Source organism: Natrinema sp. 1APR25-10V2 (genome assembly GCF_031626495.1).
Lineage (GTDB): Archaea > Halobacteriota > Halobacteria > Halobacteriales > Natrialbaceae > Natrinema.
In genome coordinates, this window is the sequence record NZ_JAMQOJ010000001.1 from 34,519 (window position 1) to 56,569 (window position 22,051).

Sequence of the window (22,051 nt, forward strand, 5' to 3'; positions counted from 1 at the left end):
CCGGCGTAAATCCGCAGTGAATTCGGCAGAATTCGGCGTAAGACCGGTATACCATCACCCCCGTTCAAGTAGCAATCGCTCGTCCGAACGAATGGAGGTCGACGGGCAGACCCCACCGATGGCACCCACCACCTGTTCCCGCGACTTCCAGCAACCCCACCACAGCACCCTTTCCCCACCACTGCCAACCGATTCTCGCTGACGGGACCCGCCCCACCGGTCCCGTCACACCCTGGAATTCTGGCATTCGGGACGCGGCGCGTTTGCCGCGTCCCGGGGATGGACTGGTCGGTTCTCTCGTCGCGATGTCGATCGATCGGTAGCCCTCGGCTTTCCTATCGACTCCGATCCGACAGCCGCTGTAACACCGGTATTTCTTCGAGCCGATCGTCCTCGAGCAGGTCCCAGTCGATGCCGGTCGGCTGTTCGCTCCCGTCCGGACGGAGCACTCGCTCGGGCGTGACGACGAGGCTCATCGCGACGTCGTGTGCGCCGATCGCGACCGGTTCGTCGAGCAGTTGGCGCTCGTGGACCGTCGTCGCGACCGGCGTCGCGTCGTCGATGAGGCCGAGGTCGCGGAGGATGGCGTATTCGAGGTCGCTGTACCCCTCCCCCTTGCCGATCCGGCCGCCCGCTTCGGTAACCGCGACGCTCCCGGAGACGATCAGATCGATCCGGTCTACCGCCGCCGGTCCGACCTGCACGCCGTGCTCGGCCGACCCAGAGACGGTCGTCGCCGCGTCGTAGTCCTCGAGTTCGTCGGGATCGAGCTTCAGAAAACAGTCCTCGTCGCGGAGCCGCGGCACGGCCATGTAGACCGTCTTCCCCTCGCGCAGCGCTCGCCGCCGGACGGGCAACTGCGGCGCGTCCGGGTTGGCCTTGATCGTCGTCGCCTCCTTCCACTCGGGCTGGTCGGCCAGTCGGTCGGCGGCCGCGTCTGCGCCGGCGAAGTTCGGAATGCGGCCGTGTGGCGGAAACGGAAACCGGGCCTCGCCGCTCTCTTCGAGGTCGTCCCAGACACGCTCACGGATGGCCGCCTTGTCGGCGCGATCGGTCCCGTCGTCGCCGTTGTCGCCGTCCACGTCAGGCACCTCCGTTCGTCGCGTCCGCCTCCGGCGCGTCCTCGTCGGTGTCGGGTTCGTCCTCCCGCGCGAGGTCGACGATCGCGGCCGCCTCCGACAGGACGATCTCCTCGAGTCCGATCCGCGCCACGTCGGCGACGCCGGGGAGACAGAAGACCGGCGTCCCGCTCCCTTTGGCGATGCCCGCGAGCGTCCGCGCAGTGACGACCCGCGTGCCGACTCGCTCGTAGGCCAGCGCGGTGAACAACTCGCCGAACGGCGTGAGTTCCTTTTCGAGGAGGGGTTCGACGGCCTCGAGGGTCACGTCGTCGGGTTCGACGCTCGTCCCGCCGGCGGTGATCACGATATCGACGTCGTCGCGGTCGATCTGGCGCGAGACGATCGACTGCACCTTATCGTGAGCGGAGCCGACGTGTTCCCGAACCGCAATCTCGTGTCCCGCCTCCTCGAGCACCGTGGCGATCATGTCCCCGGCCGGATCCTCCTCGAGCGACCGGTCGGACGAGATCGTGACGACGCTGGTGCAGAGGTCGTCCGGGGCGGTGTCGCGACCGCCGCCTGCGTCCGCCCCGTCGCGAGTCTCGTCCGCGTCCGTCTCGTTCATATCGCGTCTTCGAGCGCCGGCGAGTAAAATACTGGCCGAAAAGAGGCACGGCCCACGGATTGCCCAACTGTTATGCACGGGCTTTCCGTTGCCAACGGTACATGCAGGCAGTCAAAGTCACCGAACACGGCGACATAGACGTCCTCGAGTACGGCGAGTACCCCGACCCGGAGGTCGGCGCGGACGAGGTGCTGGTCGACGTCAAGGCGGCCGCGCTCAACCACCTCGACATCTGGACGCGACGGGGAATGCCGGGAATCGACCTCGAGATGCCCCACATCCCCGGCAGCGACGGGGCGGGCGTCGTCGAGGAGGTCGGCGAGAACGTCACCCGCTTCGAGGAGGGCGACCGCGTCGCGCTTTCCGCCGGCGTCGGCGACCTGCGGATGGACGATCCGACCCTCGATCCGCGCTTCCACATCATCGGCGAACACGTTCCCGGGATCCACTCGGAGTACGCCGCGATCCCCGAGGACAACCTGATCCCCGTCCCCGAGGGCGTCGACTGGGAAGTCGCCGGCTCGAGCTGTCTGGTCTTCCAGACCGCCTGGCGGATGCTGATCGAACGCGCCGAGCTCAAAGCCGGCGAGTCGGTGCTCGTGCTGGGCGCCAGCGGCGGGGTCGGCCACGCCGCGCTCCAGATCGCAGACTACGCGGGTGCCGAGGTGTACGCGACCGGCAGCACCGAGGAGAAACTCGAGTACGCGAAGGAACGCGGTGCCGATCACGTCTGCAACTACGAGGAGGAGAACTTCGCCGACTGGGTTCGCTCCGAGACGGGCGGCCGCGGCGTCGACGTCGTGGTCGAACACGTCGGCGAACCCACCTGGCAGGACTCGCTGGCGAGCCTGACCAAGGGCGGCCGGCTCGTCACCTGCGGCGGCACCGGTGGCGGCGCTCCCGAGACGGACATCCCGCGCATCTTCTGGAACCAGCTCGAGATCATCGGCTCGACGATGGCCACGCCGGACCAGGTCGACGACGTGATGGAACTCGTCTGGGACGGCACCTTCGAGCCCGCGATCCGCGAGGAGCTACCGATGAGCGAGATCGACCGCGCCCACGAGATCATCGAGAATCGGGAGGGCTTCGGCAAAGTCGTCGTCCGGCCCGATAGCGAGCTGTAGTCGGCCGAGCCCGTCGGTCGCGCGCGGCCAGGTTTCCGACGGTCGCTCGCGGAACCGTGAGGGCTTTCACGCCGCGCTCGCAAGGGACGATAGTGAGCTCGAGCGACGACGGCGGATACGTCCACGACCCAGCGGCGTTCGATGCGGACGGCGACGAGGGAGCTGCTGGGCCGGCCGACGACGGTTCAGCGGACGAGCCCGTCCACCCCGCGGCGGCCGACCGCGAGTTCGACTGGCGCGGCTGGACGCTCGTCGGCGTCCTCGCATTCGCCTTTCTCGTCGCCCCGACCGCGATCTACCTGTTCCCGCCGGGCGTGGAGGGGTACCGCTTCGCGCTGCTGATTCTCCCGCTCGCACCCGCCGTCCTGCTCGCGGTGACGGCCGTCTGGGCGACGACGCGTCCCTGACGAGCACCGACGAGCGGCCGGCTATCGACCGATTTCTACATTCTGAAAAACCGTGCGGCCTGTTACGCTCGAGCCTCGCGGACGTCCTCGAGCCGGTCGAGGACGGCCGCGCCGTGGCCGACGTCTCGGTCGGGCGTCTCCTCACGGTCGACGTACGCGGCGAGCGCGTCATAGACGCGGTCGGCCTGGTGGCCGGTGAGTCGTTCCGTCTCGTCGTCGGTCTCGATCGCCTCGAGTACCTCGAGGACCCACTCGGGCGGGGTTTCCTCGTCGTCTAGGGCGTCGTCGAGGCGGTTCGAGAGAACGTGGTGAACGACCCACTGCTCGTCTCTGGAGAGCGTGACTTCGTACGTCTCGGTTTCCGGTGGTGAGGAGCTCATTTCGTCACACGGACCTGTTTTCCGGTCCTCATGGGACGCTACGAACAGGGATGTAATAAGCCTTGTTACCGTATGGCATAGTTGCTGCGAGTCGGCGACGGCGACCGGTCGGCGAGCGTCGTCCGGCGGGCGGGACGGTTCGGCGTTCGATCAAAAACTTCTAACAGAATCGCGTCCAGAGAGTAGACAGAACGACGCCAATGGACTTCGCGACGGTATCCGAGAAGATCGCGACCGGGCGTCTCGGCGGCGCGCTCTCGCGGCTCCTCCCCGCGACGCCCGTCTGGGAGCGCGAGTGGGACCTCTGCTGTATTCTCGACGGCTGTCGGCTGGATCTCATGCGCGAGGTCGCCGCGGCCGGCCACGACGCGCTTCCCGGCCCCGAGGGAGTCGACTCGCTGTGGTCGGTCGGCTCCCAGTCGGCCGAGTGGATGGACCGCACCTTCGGGCCGGAGCACCGCGCGGAGATGGCCCGGACCGCCTACGTGACCGGAAACCCCTTTTCCTCGCAGTCCTGCGAGCACATCCTCGTCACCTCCGACGAGGTGTTGCCGCTCTCCGGCGACGATTTCGGCGTCTTCCACGAGGCCTGGCGCGACGAATGGGTCGACGACGAGATCTCGACGATCCCGCCCGAGTCCCTGACCGACGCCGCGATCGCCGTCTGGCGCGAGCGCGAGGCCCTCGACATCGACCGCGTTCTCGTCCACTACATGCAGCCCCACGCCCCGTTCCGGTCGCGACCGGGCTGGTTCTTCGGCTCGGCCGACATCGAACACTGGGGCCAGTTCACCGACGGCGACGGCGAGGACGAGGACATAGAGCTCGCCGACCTCTCGCCCGAGGAACGCGAGGCCCTCGAAGCGCTCGCCGAGGCCGAAGCGGCGGACGACAGCGACGACTCGATGAACGACCCCTGGCTGCGCGTCCGCGACGGCGACCTCTCCTTCGAGGCGGTCTGGGGGGCCTACCGGGACAACCTCGAGTGGGTCCTCGACGACGTGACGCGGCTGCTCGAGAACTGCGACGGCCGCGTCGCGATGACCAGCGATCACGGCAACGGCATCGGCGAGTTCGGCGTCTGGTCGCACCCGCCCGGCACGCCGGTCCCCGCGGTCCGGCGGGTCCCCTGGGTCGTCCGCGAGGGGCGGGATCGGCGGACCTGCGAGCCCGGCCTCCCCGACGCGATCGGCGAGGGGGCGACCGGGAGCGACGAGAGCGCGACCGACGACGACGCGATCGACTCGCGCCTCGAGGCGCTGGGATACAAGTAATGGCGGGACTCGTCCGCGACGCGATCTACGCCGTTCGGAAGGCGCGACTGGACAGAGAGCGCCGCCGCCTCGACTACGGCCGAGAGACCCGCGAGCGCGCCGACCGGCTGGCCGACGTGCTGCCGGCGTCGGCGGCCGAGCTCCGCGAGTACGAGCGCGAGTACGACGATCTCGAGTGGTTTCACGACGCCTACGCCGACCGCATCGCGGAGATCCACGACGCCGGCGTCGCGACCGACACGACGCACTGGCGCGACGGGGCGACGCTCTACGTCGTCTGCCGCGCGCTGGGGATCGAGACCGCCGTCGAGACCGGCGTGTTGTTCGGCTCGTTCGACGCGCACATCCTCGCGGCGATGGAGCGAAACGGCGGCGGGACGCTGCACTCCGTCGACCTGCCCGGCGGGCCGCCGGGGCCGTTCGAGTACGGCCACCTGATTCCCGATCGGTGTCGCGACCGGTGGACGCTCCACGAGGGCGACGCCCGCGAGGTGGTGCCCGACCTGCTCGAGCACGTCGGCCCCCTCGATCTCTTCTTGCACGACTCGGACCACCGGCTGCCACACATGCGCTTCGAGTACGAGACGGCGGTGGATCACCTCGAGCCCGGCGGGGTGCTGGCGAGCCACGACGTGCGGCTCTCGGGGCTGTTCGATCGATTCACCGCGGAAAACGGGCTGCAGTCGTGCGTGGTCTGCGATACCGGGATCGCTCGGCGACCACGGTAACGGCCGTCCCGACTCCTCGAGGGCGGCGGCGAACCGCTCGCAACGTCCGCGGCTGCCGGAGCGAACGTCGTGAGTGGCTCTGCGAGCCGAAAGAGCGGGTGAGGGCGGTGTCGGTCAGGAAGTGGTCGGGGTCCCGTTCCAGCCGGGGTCGCGACCGGTGCGGGCGATACGGTCGGACCGACACGCCGGGCAGTAGTCGGGGGTGGTCGATTCGCCTCGAGGGACGTACACCGCGCCGTCGCACTCCACGCACGCGTCCGCAACGATGGTTACGCAGTCCGCGCAGACGTTGAAGTCGTCAACCGTGAGGTCGCGCAGCGGTTCGAGTTGTTTGTCCAGTTCGTACTCGTCGATTACCGACTGACAGCTGTGGCACGGTTTCATAGCGATGCGTGTGAACCATGTGAACTCGTACCTAAATATCTGTCTCCGGAACCTGTCAGGCTCGCAGCAATCGGCCACTCGGCGCTCCGCGGTGAATCGGGTCTCGACCTCGACGGCTCACTGCCAGCGGGGGTCGTGGTAGCGCAACTCTCGGAAGGGTTATCCGAGTACGGCAACTACGTTTGCTCGTAATGGCAAACGGTAAGGTTGACTTCTTCAACGACACGGGCGGCTACGGTTTTATTTCGACTGACGCGGACGAGGTAGACGACGACGAGGACGTGTTCTTCCACATGGAAGACGTCGGCGGCCCCGATCTCGAGGAAGGGCAGGAAGTCGAGTTCGACATCGAATCATCCCCGAAGGGACCCCGCGCGACGAACGTCGTTCGTCAGTAATCCGGATTCTGCCCGTCGTTCACAGCGATGTTGGCAATTCCGTTCTTTTTGACCCACGCGCCGTAGCTGGGGCTCTCCGTCCGGTCGAGCTACCCTCTCCAGAGGCCACTTCGAACTGGTATTCCCGATCGGACTCCGGTTTGACGCCACGTCTCGAGTCGTGGGCAGCCGCTCCGGTACTCGCCTCGAGCGGTCGCCTTCCCGATACTCGTCACGGCTCGGCGGTCACAGCGGGCGGCGCGCTGGATGAACAGTGCGCGCGACACCGGTGAACCGGTAGGCGGTCGCGCGCTCGTCGGCCTCGCGTTTCGCCAAGAGGTCGCGGGCGACGAGTGCGCGCAGGTTCGGCTCGAGCCGGGATCGGCGTCCGATCGAACCCGTGTGCGCCGCCGGCTGTAGGTGCCGAGTAATTAACCCGAACATTCTGGACCGTTCGCTATGCGGCTCATTCAGATTTTCGTTCCCAGCGACGTCCGCCCGTCCGTCGGCGATACCTTGGACGGGATGGACGTCGAGTATCTCTTCGTCGACGAGGACGGGACGCGAGACGGCGCCGTCGCGTACGTTCCGGTTCCCGCGGGCGCGGTGGACACGGTTCTCGAGCGCCTGTACGACGCCGGACTCGACGAGGACACCTATACCGTCGTCACCGACGTCCAGCGCGCGACCATCCCGAACGTGGACGAACTGACCGACGAATACGTCGACGGCCCGAAGGGTGCTCGAGGCGCGTCCCATCCGGAGATCCGGGATCGGGCGCGGGATCTCACCCCCGAAACGGCGACCTACATCGCGTTTGCGGCCCTGAGTGCGATCGTCGCGGTCGGCGGACTCCTGCTCAACTCGGCCATCGTCATCGTCGGCGCGATGGTGATCGCTCCCTTCGCCGGCTCCACGCTGTCGGCGAGCGTAGGGGCGGTCATCAGCGACCGGGAGATGGTCGTCGACAGCGCGACCTCCCAGATCGTCGGCCTCGTCGTCGCGTTCGTCGGCGCGGTGGCGATGAGTCTCGTCTTACAACGGACCGGCTTCATGCCGCCGTCGCTCGTCGTCTCCCGCATCGATCAGGTGAGTTCGTTTCTCACGCCGAACCTGCTCACCCTCGTGATCGCGATTGCGGCGGGATTCGCCGGCGCGCTCGCGCTGGCGACGGACCTTCCGGTCTCGCTCGCCGGGGTGGCGGTCGCCGCGGCGATCGTCCCCGCCGCCGCGACCGCCGGCATCGGCGTCGTCTGGGGACAGCCGATCATCGCCCTCGGCGCGATCGTCCTGTTGCTCATGAACATCGTGTTCATCAACCTCGCGGCGTACGCCGCCCTCTTCTCGCTGGGCTACCGGTCGTCGGTCATCCGGAACCTCCGAAACGACGTGAGCGTCTCCGTTCGAACGGGCGCGTACGCCGTCATCGTCGTCGCGTTCGCCGTCGTGGTCGCGCTGACGGCCGTCGGAACGTATAGCCACCTCGCGTTCGAGCAGGACGTCAATCAGGGCGTCGAGACGGTCATGGACGACCCGACGTACGGTTCGCTCGAACTGGTCAGCGTCGCGACCGACTACAACGACATGAACGTCCTCGGGAACGAAGAGACGGTGACGGTGACGGTGAGCCGATCGACGGACGCCGAGTACGCGCAATTCGCCGACGAGTTACAGCGGGAAATCGCCGGCCAGTCCGATCGACCGGTCACGGTGAACGTCCGATTCATTGACATCGAACAGGAGCAGGCGACGGTCAGCGCCGACGACCCGCCGAGCCGGCTCTCCCGGTTCGCCGACCGGATCACTCGCGCAGTCGGTGCCAGTAGCGTTCGAGCATTCGGCGTATCTTGTTGAGGAAGGAGCCGACCTTGCGCGACCGCGCCATGAGCCGGAGCGCGCGGACGCCGCGACCGACGCGCAGCAGTCGCAGCGGGCGGAACCAGGGAATAGCCGCCGCGATCAGGAGCCAGTTCGATCGGACGAACGCCCGCGCTCCCTGCTCCGACCACCGATACAGGAGTGCGATGTCGAGGAGGAAGACGAGAATCAGCGCCAGGAGCCCGCGGCCGACGAGGGTCGCTTCGGTCGACGAGAGATCGACGACTCCGTAGGTGGCCGCGACGTCGACGACGAACAGCCCCATCCAGACGACCGCCGCGAGATCGACGAACAGGGTCCACCACCGTTTCGTGTCCATCTGGCCGACTCCGTTCGTTCGATTCGGTCGTCGCCGCGCCGTGTTAGTTCGGGGGGTCGTATCGGAACCGTCCGGAGCGCCTCGAGGGCTAACGGCCGCTTACTCGCGACCGATCGGGCGCGGCGTGCGCCCCAGAGGAAGAGGCCGCTCACGGCGAACAGGACGGTCGTCGTCCACACCGCTTCGGCCGGCGACGCGACGAGATGCACGGTGAACAGCACTCCGAACACGTAGCCGCAGACGCTCGCGAGCAGGACTATCGAAACGGCGTTCCCGACGGCGACCTCCGCCTCGAACGGGTCGTTCATACACTCCGCCTCGAGTCGAGACCGTATAATGTATCCTCTCCTACCTGTTCCGATGAACCCCTCGGGGATACCCGGCAACGGGACGGCATCGCCGACGGTATTGTCCGCGTCTCCGGCCCCGATCACCCGCTTCGGTCGCCCTCACCTCGAGCGACCGCTTTCTCGAGACCTGCGCTGCCCCGGAGATCACAGAGCACGGCGAGGCGTTCGGCGCGCTGGATCAGCAGCGCGCGCCCGGCACCCGTGAGGTGATAGGCGGTCGCGCGCTCGTCGGCCTCGCGTTTCGCCAGCAGCTCGCGACCGACGAGCGCGCGCAGGTTCGGCTCGAGGCGCGCCGCACTGACTCGCGGATACCGCCGCTCGAGGGTTTCGACGATCCCCGACCGGGTGCAGGCCACGCCGTCGCGCTCGCGGCGGGCGACGGCCTCGAGGCAGTCGCGCTGGAAGCCGGTGAGTTCGATCCACGCGCGCCGGCCGTCGGTCGTAGCGGGCGATGCGACTGCTCGGGCGGGAGGTTCAAGGTCCCGCAACTCGTCGTCGGACATGGCTTTCAGTGGATTACGGAAGCCGCGCGGGCCGGTGGTTGGGCACCGGGTCCGCATTCTCTCGAGGACCATTTGGGTAGTGGTGGGTCCGTCTGGCTTCCGCGTGATGACTGATGACCGGCTCCGACTTAATTCTTGATACTATATAGTATCATTAATTCACCTTCGGGCATCATCACTCAAGAGAGCACCCCCAGTTATAGCGGCACATGGCGATTCGCTACTGAATGCGCCCGCTGGTATCGTGGATGACGAAATCCGATCCCGCGCTGCTCGAGTTCTTCGAGGAAACGGGGATAGCGATGCCACCAGCGGTAGTCTCGTATAACATCGACGGCGTCTCTCATCCAACGGTGAAGCGTCGTCTTCCGGTCTTGGAAGATCACGGCCTCCTCCGAAAAGTCGACGACGACCGGGGTTATTACCGGATTACGGACCGAGGTCGTGCCTATCTTGAGGGTGAATTAGAGAGCAACGATCTCGAACCGTCATAACGAACTCGTACACACGACTTCTGAAATCATATTTTTCGGCTTGTTGAATAGTCCATTTGTGACCATGATCAGCAGGGTGTTGATCGTCCAGAAAAGAGCAATGATTCGGCCCATGAATTAGCTCCTAATACACACGATAGATCACGGTTCGTGTGTATATTCAGAGGATCAATTCTGTCGATAGACTACCTAAGAGGGCTATGGTAGGAGAGGGTGGCTACACCCCCTCAATTAATACAATCCCTCCTACAGATTAGAAATATGTGGAAATTTACGTAAACGAAGTGTTCGATACGGATTCCGATCAGAGTGTGGATTTCGAAATAATATTTGCAAGTGTAATGGCTTCGACGATGCTTGCTATTTCTGGAATTTCTCCATCACTCGATAGCTGGTCTGTTTTCGCTGCCTTAGGATTGCTTCTTTTCACTATGATTCGACGAATGGCGATTGATAACCCTTATTCTGCGGAAAACAAAATCATGGTCGGATCAATAATATTTATATTCGTATCGACAGCCTATGGTGTAATATACATTTCAGTCCATCTAACCAGTATACTCCAGAACTGGATTGATGTCGCGTATTTGCCCGCAATCTCCCTATTTTTATTTCTCCTTCCTTATGTAGTCCTATTACTGTACGAATTTATATATCGTGACTTCTTCTTGTGAGCATCTGTCATCACATATAATAAAACAGGGGGTGCGGCTTACGGTCAAAAGCTGATAGAAATAGCTCTGTCGGCATCTACTATTGACCAAGATGAAATGCCAAAAACGCTTAAGGACATTAATCCGTCAGAGACTCCGTCAGTCAGTACAGGACAAAGAATCGGAATAACATTAGCCATAACCGCCTTTTTGGGGATATGCTACGCAGTATCTTGGGTTTTGACGTACTATGTAATTGATATGGGATCTATTCAAGCCCTATTGCTATTGGCTTCGTCAGTTCCCTTGATGGGGATGCTTGAGTTCTGGTACTCAAGGCATGGGAATTCATCACATTCTGATCTCACGAATTTATACCTCAGAATACCTTACTTCACGGTGGTTTTGTTGACAGTCTACCGCGGCCAATTTTAAAGAGTTACATCGATGTGTCCTAATTTAGATATTACACGCTGCTTATGTCTTGCTGTACCTTCGCTAATAACTCCTCATAGGCGTATCTGGCAATCTCAAGAACGTATCCGCCCGAATCAGTTCATTCGAACAGCGGATCAGTAAAGAGATCCGCAGCCCCCGACACCCCCGACAACGAATCTGCGGCCAGCACCGCCGCACCGCCGGTCCACGTCGGCCGCTCGCCCGGCTAGAACTCCTCGTCCTCGAACCGGTAGCCCGTCCAGAAGACCCCCTCGTCGTCGATCCACTGGAACCACTGGCGAGGCCACCATCGATCACAGAACCTCACACGTGCGGCGCAGACTGCGGGCACTGCAGGACGGTGGGCTCGGCGAGCACTACGACGAGGACCGAGTCTGTATCGGATCAGCGACCACGGGAGGGCATCCCTGGAACGTACTTAGGGGTTCTCGGGGCGCTACAGACGTTCTTCGGTGAGTCGTCGTGGCAGGACGTCTCGACCGTTGAGGAAGAGTGAAACTCTCCCCCGCCGACCGCCGATGCAGTGAGGGTGGTCAATTAATCCGGTAGTTGGTGATAGATACACGCTCTGTATCGGTCATACTGTTACTGACAGCGATTGAGCAGTTGGCGAACGCACTGTTTCATACTGCGCGCGAATGCGACACGAGATCGTGACCGAGTCACGAAAGTAGCGATCGGTCAGTACAAACGTTGCATCTATCAGGATCACATCTCGGAGGCATATCCAGCCCTACACCTCGACACCGTTCGCGGCGGTCGCCGGGGCGACCTCGATGAGCTGGGCGATCTCGTCCGGAAGGCTCTGCTCGCCCGCCGGCGTCTCGACGGTTACCATCCCGAACGGCGCGATGTCGACTACCGCGAGTTCGACCTCCGGGCGAACGCCGGCATCGGCGAGGTACCGCAGCTCCGCGTCGCCCTGGTGGCGGATCCGCCGGACAGTCACGCGCTCGCCCTCGTCGGCGTCGGCGAGACGGACGGTTTCGCTCTCCGTGGGAACGGACAGGTCGGCGTCGGGGATCGGATCGCCGTGCGGATCGACCAGGGTGTTGCCCAGTGCCTCGGCGATGCGGTCGGTCAGTTCCCCAGAGACGTGGTGCTCGAGTCTGTCGGCCTCGTCGTGGACGTCGGCCCAGTCGTAGTCGAGGAGTTCGGTCAAGAACGCTTCGAGAAGCCGGTGGTGCCGGACGATCTCGAGAGCGACGAGTTTGCCCTCCGCCGTGAGCGTCACACCCTTGTACTCCTCGCGGTCGACCAAGCCGCGTTCTTCGAGCGTTTTCAGCATGGAGAGACGGTCGGCGCGGTGACCTCGAGATGGTCGGCGAGAGCTGAGGTCGACACCCGCCCGTCGCTGTCGCTCTCGATGGCGTAGATCGTCTCGATGTAGTCCTCCATGACCGCGCTCAGCATTCCTTTCGGTACATTCGACTGACACCGCTTGTCGCTTCGGGTGCGACCGTCGTCTGGCGAGTCGCCATCGCTGGTTGCGACCATCACCTATCCCCCGTCCCGGTGCCGACATCGGCGCTGTCGGCCTCGATGCTACCCATGTCGGGCATGGCCTGTTCACCACGAGCGGACTGGACCTTACCCAGTACGACGGCGCAAACGTAGATTCCAACGGCGATGAGAACGATGACCCCACCGGCCGTGACACCACCGTAATAGGCGACGGCGATACCTAGCAACACCGAGAGTTCCGCGAGAACGACCGAGACAACGAGCGATTCGGAGAAACTTCGGGACACCTGAGTCGCGCCCGCTACTGGAACCACGAGCATCGCCGCGACGAGGATGACGCCCATGATCTGCATCGCACCGACGACGACCATCGCCGTCAGCATCACCATCACCCGGTTGTACCAGTTAACGGAGATGCCGGAGACAGCGGCCGCGGTCTCGTCGAAGGTTACGTATAGGAGCTGGTTGCGCGTCACGGCCACCGTCCCGACGATGACGGCGAACAGCACCAAGAGGATAGCCGCGCTCTGGGGCGACACCGTGGCGAGGTTGCCGAAGAGAAACTGGTTGACGCCGACGGCGAGCCCGCCGGCGTTGAGACTGATGAGCGTCGTTCCCAGCGCGAACCCAGTCGACAGGACGATGGCCATCGAGACGTCGTTATAGGCGTCCGTGACCTCGGAGATGAGCTCGATGAATAGCGCGGCGACCATCGCCACAATGACGGCGGTGAGGTAGGGTGACACTCCAAGGTCAATGACGGCGTTCAGGAACAGCCCGACGGCTACCCCGGCGAACCCGGTGTGAGCCAGTGCGTCTCCGATGAGCGCGAGCTGTCGGTGGACGAGGAACGTTCCGATGAGCGGCGCCATCACGCCGACGCAGAGCCCGACGAGTATCGCCCGGTGCATGAACCGGTAGCGCGGGTTCAGCATCTCTAGGCCTGTGAAGTAGTATACCCAGTCCATCAGCCAGTACCACTGGTCCAAGAACCACAGAAGGACGCCGAAGACTAGGTCGCCGATGGCGCCTGGCTCGCTCTGCAGCAGGAGGACTGGCGACAGGTCCACAGTGGTGAGGACACTCGCCATGAGCGTAGCCGCCACATCTGCGCTCATCCGTCCACCCCCGTGAGAAACCGCGGCTCGGTTCCGAACGCCCGGGCCAGCGCGTCGCTTTCGACGAACTCGTCGGTCGGACCGTCGAAGTAGACTTCGCGATTCAGACACACGACGCGGTCGGCGTGTTCGACAACCGCCCCCAGGTCGTGCTCGATGAGAACGACGGTGATGCCCTCGGCGTTGAGCGCGGCCAGCAGGTCGTAGAAGGCGTCGACCGATTCGGCGTCGACGCCGACGGTCGGCTCGTCCAGCACGAGCAGGTCGGCCTCGCTCGCCAGCGCCCGCGCGATGAACGCACGCTGGCGCTGGCCGCCAGAGAGTTGGGTGACGCGGCGGTCGGCGAACGCGCTCATTCCGACCGTGTCGAGTGCGTCGTCGACAGCCTTCCAGTCCGACGCAGTGAGCCGACCGAAGACGGTGTTCAGGGTATCGAGAGACGTCCCGAGCGGGGCCTCGCGCAGCGCGTCGATACCCGTCTGGTCGTCGGTCACGATTCGCTCGAACCCGATGTGCGGGAACCGACCCATCTTCACCACCTCGCGGACGGTGATAGGCATCTCTTTTGCGGCGCTGGCCTGCTGGGCCACGTATCCGACCCGGTCGCCGTCGTCGAAGCGGTCGGCGCGCTCGCCGAATAGGTGGGCTGTGCCCGTGTCGGGCCCAAGCAGACCCAATATCAGCTGCATCAGTGTCGACTTCCCGGAGCCGTTCGGTCCCACGATGGCGACGTACTCACCCCGGTCGATTGTCAGCGAGACGTCCTCGATCACGGGTGTCGCTGTGTAACCGTAGGTGACGTCAGAGACATCGATGACCGTCTCGTTCGCTGTGGCGTCCGAATCCACCGCGGCAGTTGTCTGTTCGTCTGTGCCGGCTGCGCTCCCGGAATCGGTATCTTGCGTGCTCATATCGGTTCGAAGTTCCGCCACTGCTCTAGCCAGTCCTCCGACGGGGCTGCGTCTTCGGGTGTCTTGTTGCCGAGGACGATCTCGAACGTGGGCATGTTGATGTTGTAAGCGATCTCTTCGTAGCCCCAGTTCTCCTCGACCCACTCCTCACGGACGCCCGCATACGGCGTTACCGGGAAGTACGCCTCCACAGCTGTCTCGCGGACAAGTTGCTGAGCCGGGCGTTGGGACTCGAAGATGCCGTTGGCGATGTACTGGATGTCGTTCTCGCGGATAACTCTCTCCGCCTCACGGATGTCCGCGGGCTTGACGTCGCCGCTCGCCGCGAGGTTCGTCACTAGCGGCCGCATGCGCACGCCGTATCGTACACCGATGTACTGGAAGGCGTTGTGTGCGGCCAGTTGAACGATGTCGCGCTCAGTTCGGTCGAAGATAGCCTGGTAATCCGAGTCGATACGGTCGAGTACTTCAGACTTGTACGTCTCGGCGTTCTCACGGAAGGCGTCTGCGTATTCTGGGACGATTTGGGCGAACCCGTCAGCGATGTTGTCGACGGACTGCTTTGCGCGGCGGGGATCTAGCCAGAAGTGCGGGTCCTTCCCGCGCTGAGCGCCGACCCCTTCCTCCTCGCGATCGAGGGTCGCGGCGAGGTCCACCAGGTCGATGTCCTTCCGGACGTTGATTAGTGCCGTCTCTACGCCGTCGCCCTTGATCGTTTGGATGGCGCGGTCGGCCCAGGGCTGGAAGTCCTCCCCGACGTGAACGAACGCGTCCGCCTTGATGATGCGCTGCGTGATACTGGCGTTGGGTTCCCAACCGTGGCCGTGCAGCCCCGTCGGGACGAGGTTCTCCACCGTCAGCGGGGTCCCGTCGGCGATCTGCCGTCCAAAGTCGAAGAAGCTGAAGAACGAGGCCACGGCGACCGGTCCGTCGCTTCCGTCGTCACTCTCGGACTCTACCGGTGCGTTCGGCAGCGCCGTGCACCCGGCCAGTCCCGCCAGCACCGCCGTACCGCCTGCGCGTAGCGCGTCTCGTCGCGTCACTGCTCGTCCGCCATATAACGTTCGTGACATAGTGGTTATCAAAATTCTGGATTAGACTTATCTAATCCCCAGTTTGCATCACTCGCATGTATAGATTGTGATTTTTGAAACCTTGTGGGTGTGGTGAACGACCGCTAGCTACTGTCTTGTCCGCGCGCGGTTAGACGCCTCTCCACAACCAGCGACGACGAGAGGACCTCCCCGAGTCTATCGCTTCTTGACCTCTCGACAGTGGTCTGGCTACCTCGTTCAGCGGCGATGCTGGGTAGACAACTCAGAAGGCCGTCCACCAGTGAACCACTATTGAGTCACGTTAGAAGCACTAACTCTTCCTGAACCCAATACAGCCGATACAATATTGTAAGAACTCGACAATACTCGTTATCGAAGTCAGTCCGCTCCTACTGTGGAGCAGCGCTGTTGTACCGTCTCGAATCGGCCAGACTAACTCGGCCAGACTAACTTTTCGCTAGCGCGGCGCGCGCTCTGCGCGCCGTGCAATTGCCCTGCCCCCGTAGGGGCATGAACGAACTTACCTGTACAGTTCATTCGAACAGCGGATCAGTAAACAGATCCGCAGCCTCCGACACCCCCGACAATGCATCCGCGGCCAGCACCGCCGCACCGCCGGTCCACGTCGGCCGCTCGCCCGGCCAGAACTCCTCGTCCTCGAACTGGTAGCCCGTCCAGAAGACCCCCTCGTCGTCGGTCCACTGGAACAGCCACTCGTAGATCTCACGCGCGCGCTCCGTGCGGCCGACGGCGGCCAGCGCGATGACCAGTTCGCAGGACTCGGCGACGGTCACCCACGGCTCGTCGTCGACGCAGCGACAGCCCAGCCCCGCCTCGAGAAAGCGATCCATCCCGGCCTCGAGCCGTCGCGCCGCCGGGTCGCCGGTGAGCACGCCACAGAGCACGGGGTAGAACCAGTCCATCGCGTACCGGGATTTGCTCTCCCACGTGCGGTCGAACCGATCGGGTCGCGTGCGGATCGCCGTCCCGAGGTCGCTGCGGGCCTCGAGCCACCGGTCGCGGACCTCGGGACGCCCGAGAACGTCTGCGATCGCCGCGCCGCAGGCCAGACTCTTGTAGAGCGAGGCACAGCCGGAGACGAGCGCGTCCTCGTAGACCTCGCCGTCCGGCCCGACGGACCAGTAGATCTCGCCGCTGGGAGCCTGCTGGGCGCACGCGAACGCGAGCGCGTCGCGGACGGTCGGCCACAGCGACTCGAGAAAGTCCCGGTCGCCGGTACACAGGTAGTGGTGCCACGCGCCGACGGCGACGTAGGCGCTGCGGTGGGTCTCCTTGCGCGGTTCGTCGCCGGCGTGGGCGCCGTCGCCCGCCTCGGAGTCGCCGTAGTTCGCCCACAGCGCGCCGTCGTCGTGCTGGGCGTCGGCCACCCACTGGTAGGCGCGGCGGGCGGCTTCGTGGCGGCCGGCGACCGACAGCCCCATCGCGCTCTCGACGTGATCCCAGGGGTCGGCGGGGCCGTCGGGATACCAGAGGATGAGCCCGTCCGCACGCTGGGCGTGCTCGATGTGGTCGATCGCGGGCTCGAGCCCCCACGCCGACAGCGACCGCCGGCCGGAGGCGTCGCTCACGGTTGCCCCTCCAGCCGGAAGTAGTAGACGACGCTCTTGCCGACCACGGGGTCGAGCGCCCGCTCGAGCAGCCGCACCGGCCGCGGCGACTCGAGGATGTCCCACTCCAGAAAGCGATCGTAGGCCCGCAGCGGCAGCGGCGCGTCGCCCGCCTGATCGCGGTCCCACCAGAGACACTTCAGCCACCAGTAGGGCGCGTGCAGGGCGTGCGCGAAGTGGCCGCCGACTTTCCGGAAGCCCCGGCGCTCGATCGCGGTCCGAAGCTCCTCGCGGTCGAAGATGCGGACGTGGCCGCCCTCGACCTGGTGGTACTCGTCCGAGAGCGCCCAACAGACCCGTTCGGGACCCTCTCGAGGAACGCTCACCGCGAGCGTTCCGCCGGGTGCACAGACCCGCCGAAGCTCGTCTATCGCCGCCTCGTAGTCCGGAATGTGCTCGAGTACTTCGGTACAGCAGACGACGTCGAACGCGCCGTCCTCGAAGGGGAGTCGGAGCGCGTCGCCCGACAGGAAGGTGACCGGCACGTCCGTCTCGCCGGCGACGTACTCCTCGTAGTCGTCCCGGGCTGCAGCCAGGCTCTCCGGCTCGAGGTCGAGGCCGACGACCTCGCCGACGTTCTCGAGGGCCGCGGCGTGGACGTGCCGGCCCTCGCCGCAGCCGACGTCGAGGACGCGCGTGCTCGGCGTCAGCGGGAGCCGATCGAAGTCGATCGTCTCCATCTCAGCTCACCCGCGTCTCGATCGCGTCGCGGTACGTTCGGACGGTTTCGCGGGCGGCCCGCTCCCAGTCGAACTCCGCCACGATTCGCTCGCGGCCCCGCTCGCCGAGCCGACGCCGGCGCTCGTCGTCGGCCAGCAACTCGCGTATCGCGTCGGCTAACGCGTCGGAATCGGCCGGCTCGACCAGGACGCCGGCGTCGCCGACCACCTCGGGGAGGCCACCACCGGTGGTCGCGACGACCGGGACGCCACAGGCCAGCGCCTCGCCCGCGGGGAGGCCGAAGCCCTCGTAGACCGACGGGACGACGGCGAGGTCGGCGGTGCCGTAGAGGTCGACCATCCGGTCGTAGCTGATCTCGCTGTGGGTCTCGATCGCGTCCTCGATCCCCAGCTTCGATATCAGCCGGTCGCAGTCGCCGCCCTCGTCGAACTCGCCGACGACGACGAGTTCCGCGTCGACGGTCTCGCGCACCGCCGCGAAGGCCTCGAGCAGGTAGCGCGCGCCTTTCAGCGGCACGTCGGCGCTGACGGTCGTCATGATCCGCGGGCGGTCGCGGGGCCGCTCGCGGGGTTCGAACAGCTCCGTATCGATCCCGTTGTGAACGACGCGGATCGCGTCGGGATCGGCGCCGAAATCCGAGACGGTGTGGCGCTTGGCCGACTCGGAGACGGTGAGGACGTGGGGAAGCTCCTGGACGACCTCGCGCTGCATCTCGAGGAAGCGGTACCACCGGCGGATCAGCAGTCGTTCTTTCCAGTCGTCGGCCGCGGCGAGGTCCGCGTCGCGGTCGACGGTGATCGGATGGTGAACCGTCGCCACGACCGGGTGACCCCGCTCTCGCAGCGCGTGGAGTCCGTGACAGAGCGACTGGTTGTCGTGGATCACGTCGTAGTCCGGCTCGTGGTCGTCGAAGTAGTCGACGACGCGGCGGCCGAAAACGTAGGGATCCGGGAAGCCCCCGGTGAGCGCGCTCAGCCACTCGTAGAGCGCGAGCGGGTCGCGGAGATAGGACGGTTCGAACTGGCCCAGCCGGTCGAGTTCGTCGACGATGTTCTCGCCGGGCAGTTTCACGAGGTCGACGTCGTCGTCCAGTTCGGGGTAGGGCTTCCCCGAGATCACGTCGACGGAGTGGCCGAGATCGGTCAGCGCCCGGCTCAGGTACTTCACGTAGACGCCCTGCCCGCCCGAGTACGGGTTCGACCGATAGCTCAGCAGGCAGATATCGAGCGGCGCGTCGGCCTCGGCCGCCTCGAGCGACGGCTCGGACTCCGCCGTCGGTCCCGCGGCGGTCGACCTCCCTGCCGACGCGGACGAGGTGATAACGCTCCCCCGCAGAAGACGCCTGAACGTACCAATGACCATCGCAGTCTATCCTGCATGTGTGGGCACTCCCTCATAAACCTCCCGCTCGTGTACTGTTTCTTGACAGTGTTCGGTCCCGAAACGCGACTCGAGCGAGCGTCGGTCCGCCGTCACGAGACCGGTCGACTGGGAGCGCGAGCGGGCGTCGAACGCCGTTTCGGCGCTACCGCTGTGCGACCGGTTCTCGTTCTGGGGTGTCCCCGAGGATGTTCATCGATTGACAGTTTGCGGTTCGGTCGCGATCCGATTACCGCGTATCGCGACGCATGGCGATCTCGAACCACGGGCAGAGCCGCAGTTGGCGGTACCAATCCGGATGGGTGTGGAGCCGCTCGTAGGGGACCCACATCAGCCCGGCGACCTCCTCCTCGTTGGGGGCGAGGCTGCGGTCCGACAGCGTCAGTTTGAGAACGGCACAGACCTCGTGTTCGACGCCCTCGTTCTCGAAGTAGCGCTTGTACTCGAAGCGGTCGGTCAGCCGCAGGTCGTCGTACTGGTCGGGCGTAATTCCCAGTTCCTCCTCGAGGCGCTCGCGGGTCGCCTCCTCCTGGCTCTGGCCCTCGACGGGGTGGGAGGCGACGGTGCCGTCCCAGTAGGTCCCCCAGAGGCGCTTGTCGGGCGCGCGCTGGGCGAGCAAGACGTTGCCCTCGCCGTCGAAGACCAGCGAGGTGAAGGCGCGGTGGCGGATGCCGTCGCCCGTGTGGGCGTCGAGCCGGTTGACCGGCTCGAGTTCGTTGTCGTCGGCGTCGACGGCGATCACGTCCTGTCCCGCGTTCTTGTGTTCCAGCTCCTCGTCTGGGGTGCTCATACCCGCACAATTACGTCGACTCCTGAAACCAGTATCGTCTCGTATCGGCGGTTTCGAATCGATACACGTCGCTGTCAGGACCGGTCGAACGACCACAGCTCTCCGCCGTCCGGATCGGGCTGATACCCCTCTCCGACGGCGACGCAGAGCGTCTCGGTGCTCGTCTCGAGGCGCAGCGTCTCCGCCTCGAGCATCTCGCCGTCGAGGCTGTACTCGACGGAGTCGCGTCGGCTTTCGATCGCGAGCGACGGCGTGCGACGCCGGACGATGTGGTCGCTGTCGCGGTCGAACACCCCTGCGACTGTCGCGCCCCTCAGGAGATCGGTCGGCGACGCGTCCGCGACGATAGTGACCTCGAAGAGCCCGTCCTCGACGTGGGCCTGCGCGGTTCGCGCGCCGGTAAAGCGCCGACAGTTCCCGATGAGGACGAGCATCGCATCGCCCTCCCACTCCCGCGCGGTCTCCCCGTTCGGCCCCGCGGCCGTCTTCACCCGCAGCGGCAGGGAGTCGAACGAGCCGATCGTCTCGAGCGTCGTCTTCACGTACGCGAGGACGCCGAGCTCCTCTTTGCCCTCCGAGGACGTCTCGCTGCTCGCTTCGGCCGTGATCCCGCCGACACAGGAGTTGACGAAGACGCGATCGTTCGCGACTCCCACGTCGATCGAGCGCCGGCCCCCCGCCTCGAGGACGGCGAACGCGTGTTCGATGCCCTCGATCCCGATGTTCGCCGCGAAGTTGTTGCCCGTCCCCGCCGGAACGACGGCGACGGTCGTCGTCTCGAGCGCGTCCGCGGCCGCGACGCCGTCGACCACTCCGTTCACCGTCCCGTCGCCGCCGGCCGCGGCGACGAGGTCGGTCTCGGGCGCGGCCTCGCGGGCCAGCCGGTGTGCGTCGCCTTCTTCCTCGGTCTTTCGAATTTCGAAACCGTGTGCCCGTCCGCGTTCGACGACCTCGTCGACGTGATCGCCGCTCCCGCTGACGGGGTTGAGGATGAGGACGCGGTCGTCGCCCGGCCGACCATCGTCCGGACCCTCGAGTGCCATACACGGGAAACGCCGGCCGAGCGCAAAAGGGTCTGGCTGGCGTATGCGTTCCCGTGTACTCCGTCGACCTGCACGCGCACACGCGTTTCTTCCACGGCCGTCGGGACCTGGGTGACCGGTTCGACCCGCTCGGCGTCCGACTCCTCGCCGAAGCCGCCGACCGACGGGGCCTCGAGGGGGTCGCGACGACGAACCACGACTACTACACGCCGCTCGACCCCGACGGCGGCGCGGTGACGTTGCCGGGCATCGAAATCACGACGGACCGTGGTCACGTCCTCGTCGTCGGTCCCGACCCGCCCAGGGCGACGAAACCGGGCGCGCTCTCGCCAGCGGAGGCCGTCGCCCTCGCACACGACCGCGGCTGCGCCGCCATCGTCGCCCACCCGTTTCGCAACAGCACCGTGCGCGAACTCGATGACGTTCCCTTCGACGCCATCGAGGTCAACGGCAAACATCCGCGCTCGCGCCCGCTGGTGGAGGAATTAGCTCGAGAGCGCGACCTGCCGCTAGTCGGCGGCAGCGACGCCCACTACCCCTTCGAGGTGGGGCGGGCCTACACCGTCGTCGAGACCGACCGGCTCACGCCCGAGGCGGTCGTCGACGCGATCCGCGACGGGCGAGTCAGCGCGACCGTCTCGCGGTCGGGCTTCGATAGCATGCTCCGGCGGGCCTACCAGGCGATCCACGACCGCAAGGGGGTGATCGACGCGATCGAACGACCGACCCCCGGTGTGGGGACGCCGCCTGGTGAGGAAGAAGAAGTCCGCTAAGCGATCGTCCGCCGTAAACTGTCGCGCGCTGGCGCACGTTGTCGGCGTTCTTCGGTGGCACTCGGACAGTCGACGATACTGTGCGAGGTCGTCGCCAACGAAGCGAGAGACTGGCACGGAAGTCCGGTCTCGAGCACTGGGTGAACGGGGCAAAGCGCCCGTGAACAGACGGCGCTCCGCTCCGTGAGG

23 protein-coding genes and 2 pseudogenes are annotated in these 22,051 nt (G+C 65.2%); 8 read left to right on the forward strand and 17 right to left on the reverse strand.

The genetic code is table 11. The features are described from left to right. Positions 1–335 precede the first annotated feature (335 nt). Complete coding sequence (locus tag NDO75_RS00185) at positions 336–1,082, reverse strand: 5-formyltetrahydrofolate cyclo-ligase (protein ID WP_310904042.1); 747 nt, start codon at positions 1,080–1,082, stop codon at positions 336–338. A gap of 1 nt (position 1,083) precedes the next feature. Further along, positions 1,084–1,686, reverse strand: a complete 603-nt coding sequence (locus tag NDO75_RS00190; protein ID WP_310904043.1) for a molybdopterin-binding protein — start codon at positions 1,684–1,686, stop codon at positions 1,084–1,086. A 101-nt stretch (positions 1,687–1,787) separates the two neighbouring features. On the opposite strand from NDO75_RS00190, the gene NDO75_RS00195 reads away from it, so the two are divergent. After that, positions 1,788–2,813 (forward strand): zinc-binding dehydrogenase, encoded by a 1,026-nt coding sequence (locus NDO75_RS00195; protein WP_310904044.1) that lies wholly within the window; start codon positions 1,788–1,790, stop codon positions 2,811–2,813. Positions 2,814–2,905: 92 nt separating this feature from the next. Further along, positions 2,906–3,220 (forward strand): hypothetical protein, encoded by a 315-nt coding sequence (locus NDO75_RS00200; protein WP_310904045.1) that lies wholly within the window; start codon positions 2,906–2,908, stop codon positions 3,218–3,220. Positions 3,221–3,282: 62 nt separating this feature from the next. Here NDO75_RS00200 and NDO75_RS00205 read toward each other — a convergent pair whose 3' ends face one another. Continuing rightward, a complete protein-coding gene (locus NDO75_RS00205) occupies positions 3,283–3,600 on the reverse strand; it encodes a hypothetical protein (protein WP_310904046.1) in 318 nt (105 codons plus the stop codon). 200 nt (positions 3,601–3,800) lie between these two features. On the opposite strand from NDO75_RS00205, the gene NDO75_RS00210 reads away from it, so the two are divergent. Together NDO75_RS00210 and NDO75_RS00215 are read left to right on the forward strand one after the other, a co-directional pair. Continuing rightward, positions 3,801–4,874, forward strand: coding sequence for a hypothetical protein (locus NDO75_RS00210; protein WP_310904047.1), 1,074 nt, complete (start codon positions 3,801–3,803; stop codon positions 4,872–4,874). Beyond that, positions 4,874–5,602: a class I SAM-dependent methyltransferase gene (locus NDO75_RS00215; RefSeq protein ID WP_310904048.1), complete on the forward strand. Its 729-nt coding sequence runs from the start codon at positions 4,874–4,876 to the stop codon at positions 5,600–5,602. Before NDO75_RS00210 ends, NDO75_RS00215 begins: the two co-directional genes overlap by 1 nt. Positions 5,603–5,716: 114 nt before the next feature. Here the strand turns inward: NDO75_RS00215 and NDO75_RS00220 are convergent, their stop codons facing one another. Then, the gene (locus tag NDO75_RS00220) at positions 5,717–5,986 is read right to left on the reverse strand and encodes a hypothetical protein (protein WP_310904049.1); all 270 of its coding nucleotides are present in this window, start codon (positions 5,984–5,986) and stop codon (positions 5,717–5,719) included. A gap of 191 nt (positions 5,987–6,177) precedes the next feature. On the opposite strand from NDO75_RS00220, the gene NDO75_RS00225 reads away from it, so the two are divergent. Beyond that, complete coding sequence (locus NDO75_RS00225) at positions 6,178–6,384, forward strand: cold shock domain-containing protein (protein WP_049991771.1); 207 nt, start codon at positions 6,178–6,180, stop codon at positions 6,382–6,384. A gap of 225 nt (positions 6,385–6,609) precedes the next feature. Here NDO75_RS00225 and NDO75_RS00230 read toward each other — a convergent pair whose 3' ends face one another. Next, complete coding sequence (locus NDO75_RS00230; protein WP_310904050.1) at positions 6,610–6,807, reverse strand: hypothetical protein; 198 nt, start codon at positions 6,805–6,807, stop codon at positions 6,610–6,612. A gap of 15 nt (positions 6,808–6,822) precedes the next feature. Between NDO75_RS00230 and NDO75_RS00235 the strand changes: the two genes are divergently transcribed. Continuing rightward, positions 6,823–8,217, forward strand: a complete 1,395-nt coding sequence (locus NDO75_RS00235; RefSeq protein WP_310904052.1) for a DUF389 domain-containing protein — start codon at positions 6,823–6,825, stop codon at positions 8,215–8,217. On the opposite strand, the gene NDO75_RS00240 is transcribed toward NDO75_RS00235, so the two are convergent. Then, positions 8,165–8,560 carry a hypothetical protein gene (locus tag NDO75_RS00240; RefSeq protein ID WP_310904053.1) on the reverse strand — a complete coding sequence of 132 codons (396 nt, stop codon included), beginning with the start codon at positions 8,558–8,560 and terminating at the stop codon, positions 8,165–8,167. The genes NDO75_RS00235 and NDO75_RS00240 overlap by 53 nt on opposite strands. Positions 8,561–8,990: 430 nt before the next feature. Next, positions 8,991–9,413, reverse strand: coding sequence for a PadR family transcriptional regulator (locus NDO75_RS00245; protein WP_310904055.1), 423 nt, complete (start codon positions 9,411–9,413; stop codon positions 8,991–8,993). Positions 9,414–9,640: 227 nt separating this feature from the next. On the opposite strand from NDO75_RS00245, the gene NDO75_RS00250 reads away from it, so the two are divergent. Beyond that, complete coding sequence (locus NDO75_RS00250; RefSeq protein ID WP_310904056.1) at positions 9,641–9,907, forward strand: ArsR family transcriptional regulator; 267 nt, start codon at positions 9,641–9,643, stop codon at positions 9,905–9,907. Positions 9,908–11,116: 1,209 nt separating this feature from the next. Here the strand turns inward: NDO75_RS00250 and NDO75_RS00255 are convergent. The 10 genes and pseudogenes from NDO75_RS00255 to NDO75_RS00300 form a co-directional block, all read right to left on the reverse strand. Continuing rightward, positions 11,117–11,296: pseudogene (locus tag NDO75_RS00255) on the reverse strand (prenyltransferase); the annotation flags it as partial. 456 nt (positions 11,297–11,752) lie between these two features. After that, positions 11,753–12,432 (reverse strand): annotated as a pseudogene (locus tag NDO75_RS00260) (metal-dependent transcriptional regulator). A gap of 83 nt (positions 12,433–12,515) precedes the next feature. After that, positions 12,516–13,601 carry a metal ABC transporter permease gene (locus tag NDO75_RS00265; RefSeq protein ID WP_310904057.1) on the reverse strand — a complete coding sequence of 362 codons (1,086 nt, stop codon included), beginning with the start codon at positions 13,599–13,601 and terminating at the stop codon, positions 12,516–12,518. Next, a complete protein-coding gene (locus NDO75_RS00270; RefSeq protein ID WP_310904058.1) occupies positions 13,598–14,512 on the reverse strand; it encodes a metal ABC transporter ATP-binding protein in 915 nt (304 codons plus the stop codon). Before NDO75_RS00270 ends, NDO75_RS00265 begins: the two co-directional genes overlap by 4 nt. Next, entirely contained in the window at positions 14,509–15,555 is a 1,047-nt protein-coding gene (locus NDO75_RS00275) for a metal ABC transporter substrate-binding protein (protein WP_345784883.1), read from the reverse strand. The genes NDO75_RS00270 and NDO75_RS00275 overlap by 4 nt, the downstream gene beginning before the upstream one ends. 545 nt (positions 15,556–16,100) lie before the next feature. Continuing rightward, on the reverse strand, positions 16,101–17,156 hold the full coding sequence (locus NDO75_RS00280) for a prenyltransferase (RefSeq protein WP_310904060.1): 1,056 nt from the start codon (positions 17,154–17,156) through the stop codon (positions 16,101–16,103). After that, entirely contained in the window at positions 17,153–17,875 is a 723-nt protein-coding gene (locus NDO75_RS00285; protein ID WP_310904062.1) for a methyltransferase domain-containing protein, read from the reverse strand. Before NDO75_RS00285 ends, NDO75_RS00280 begins: the two co-directional genes overlap by 4 nt. Before the next feature lies 1 nt (position 17,876). Next, positions 17,877–19,238 carry a glycosyltransferase family 4 protein gene (locus tag NDO75_RS00290; RefSeq protein WP_310904063.1) on the reverse strand — a complete coding sequence of 454 codons (1,362 nt, stop codon included), beginning with the start codon at positions 19,236–19,238 and terminating at the stop codon, positions 17,877–17,879. 247 nt (positions 19,239–19,485) lie between these two features. Continuing rightward, positions 19,486–20,046 (reverse strand): NUDIX domain-containing protein, encoded by a 561-nt coding sequence (locus NDO75_RS00295; protein WP_310904064.1) that lies wholly within the window; start codon positions 20,044–20,046, stop codon positions 19,486–19,488. Between the two features lie 74 nt (positions 20,047–20,120). After that, positions 20,121–21,089, reverse strand: coding sequence for a YegS/Rv2252/BmrU family lipid kinase (locus tag NDO75_RS00300; RefSeq protein ID WP_310904066.1), 969 nt, complete (start codon positions 21,087–21,089; stop codon positions 20,121–20,123). Between the two features lie 53 nt (positions 21,090–21,142). Between NDO75_RS00300 and NDO75_RS00305 the strand changes: the two genes are divergently transcribed. Then, entirely contained in the window at positions 21,143–21,862 is a 720-nt protein-coding gene (locus tag NDO75_RS00305; protein WP_310904067.1) for a CehA/McbA family metallohydrolase, read from the forward strand. Positions 21,863–22,051: the final 189 nt, after the last annotated feature.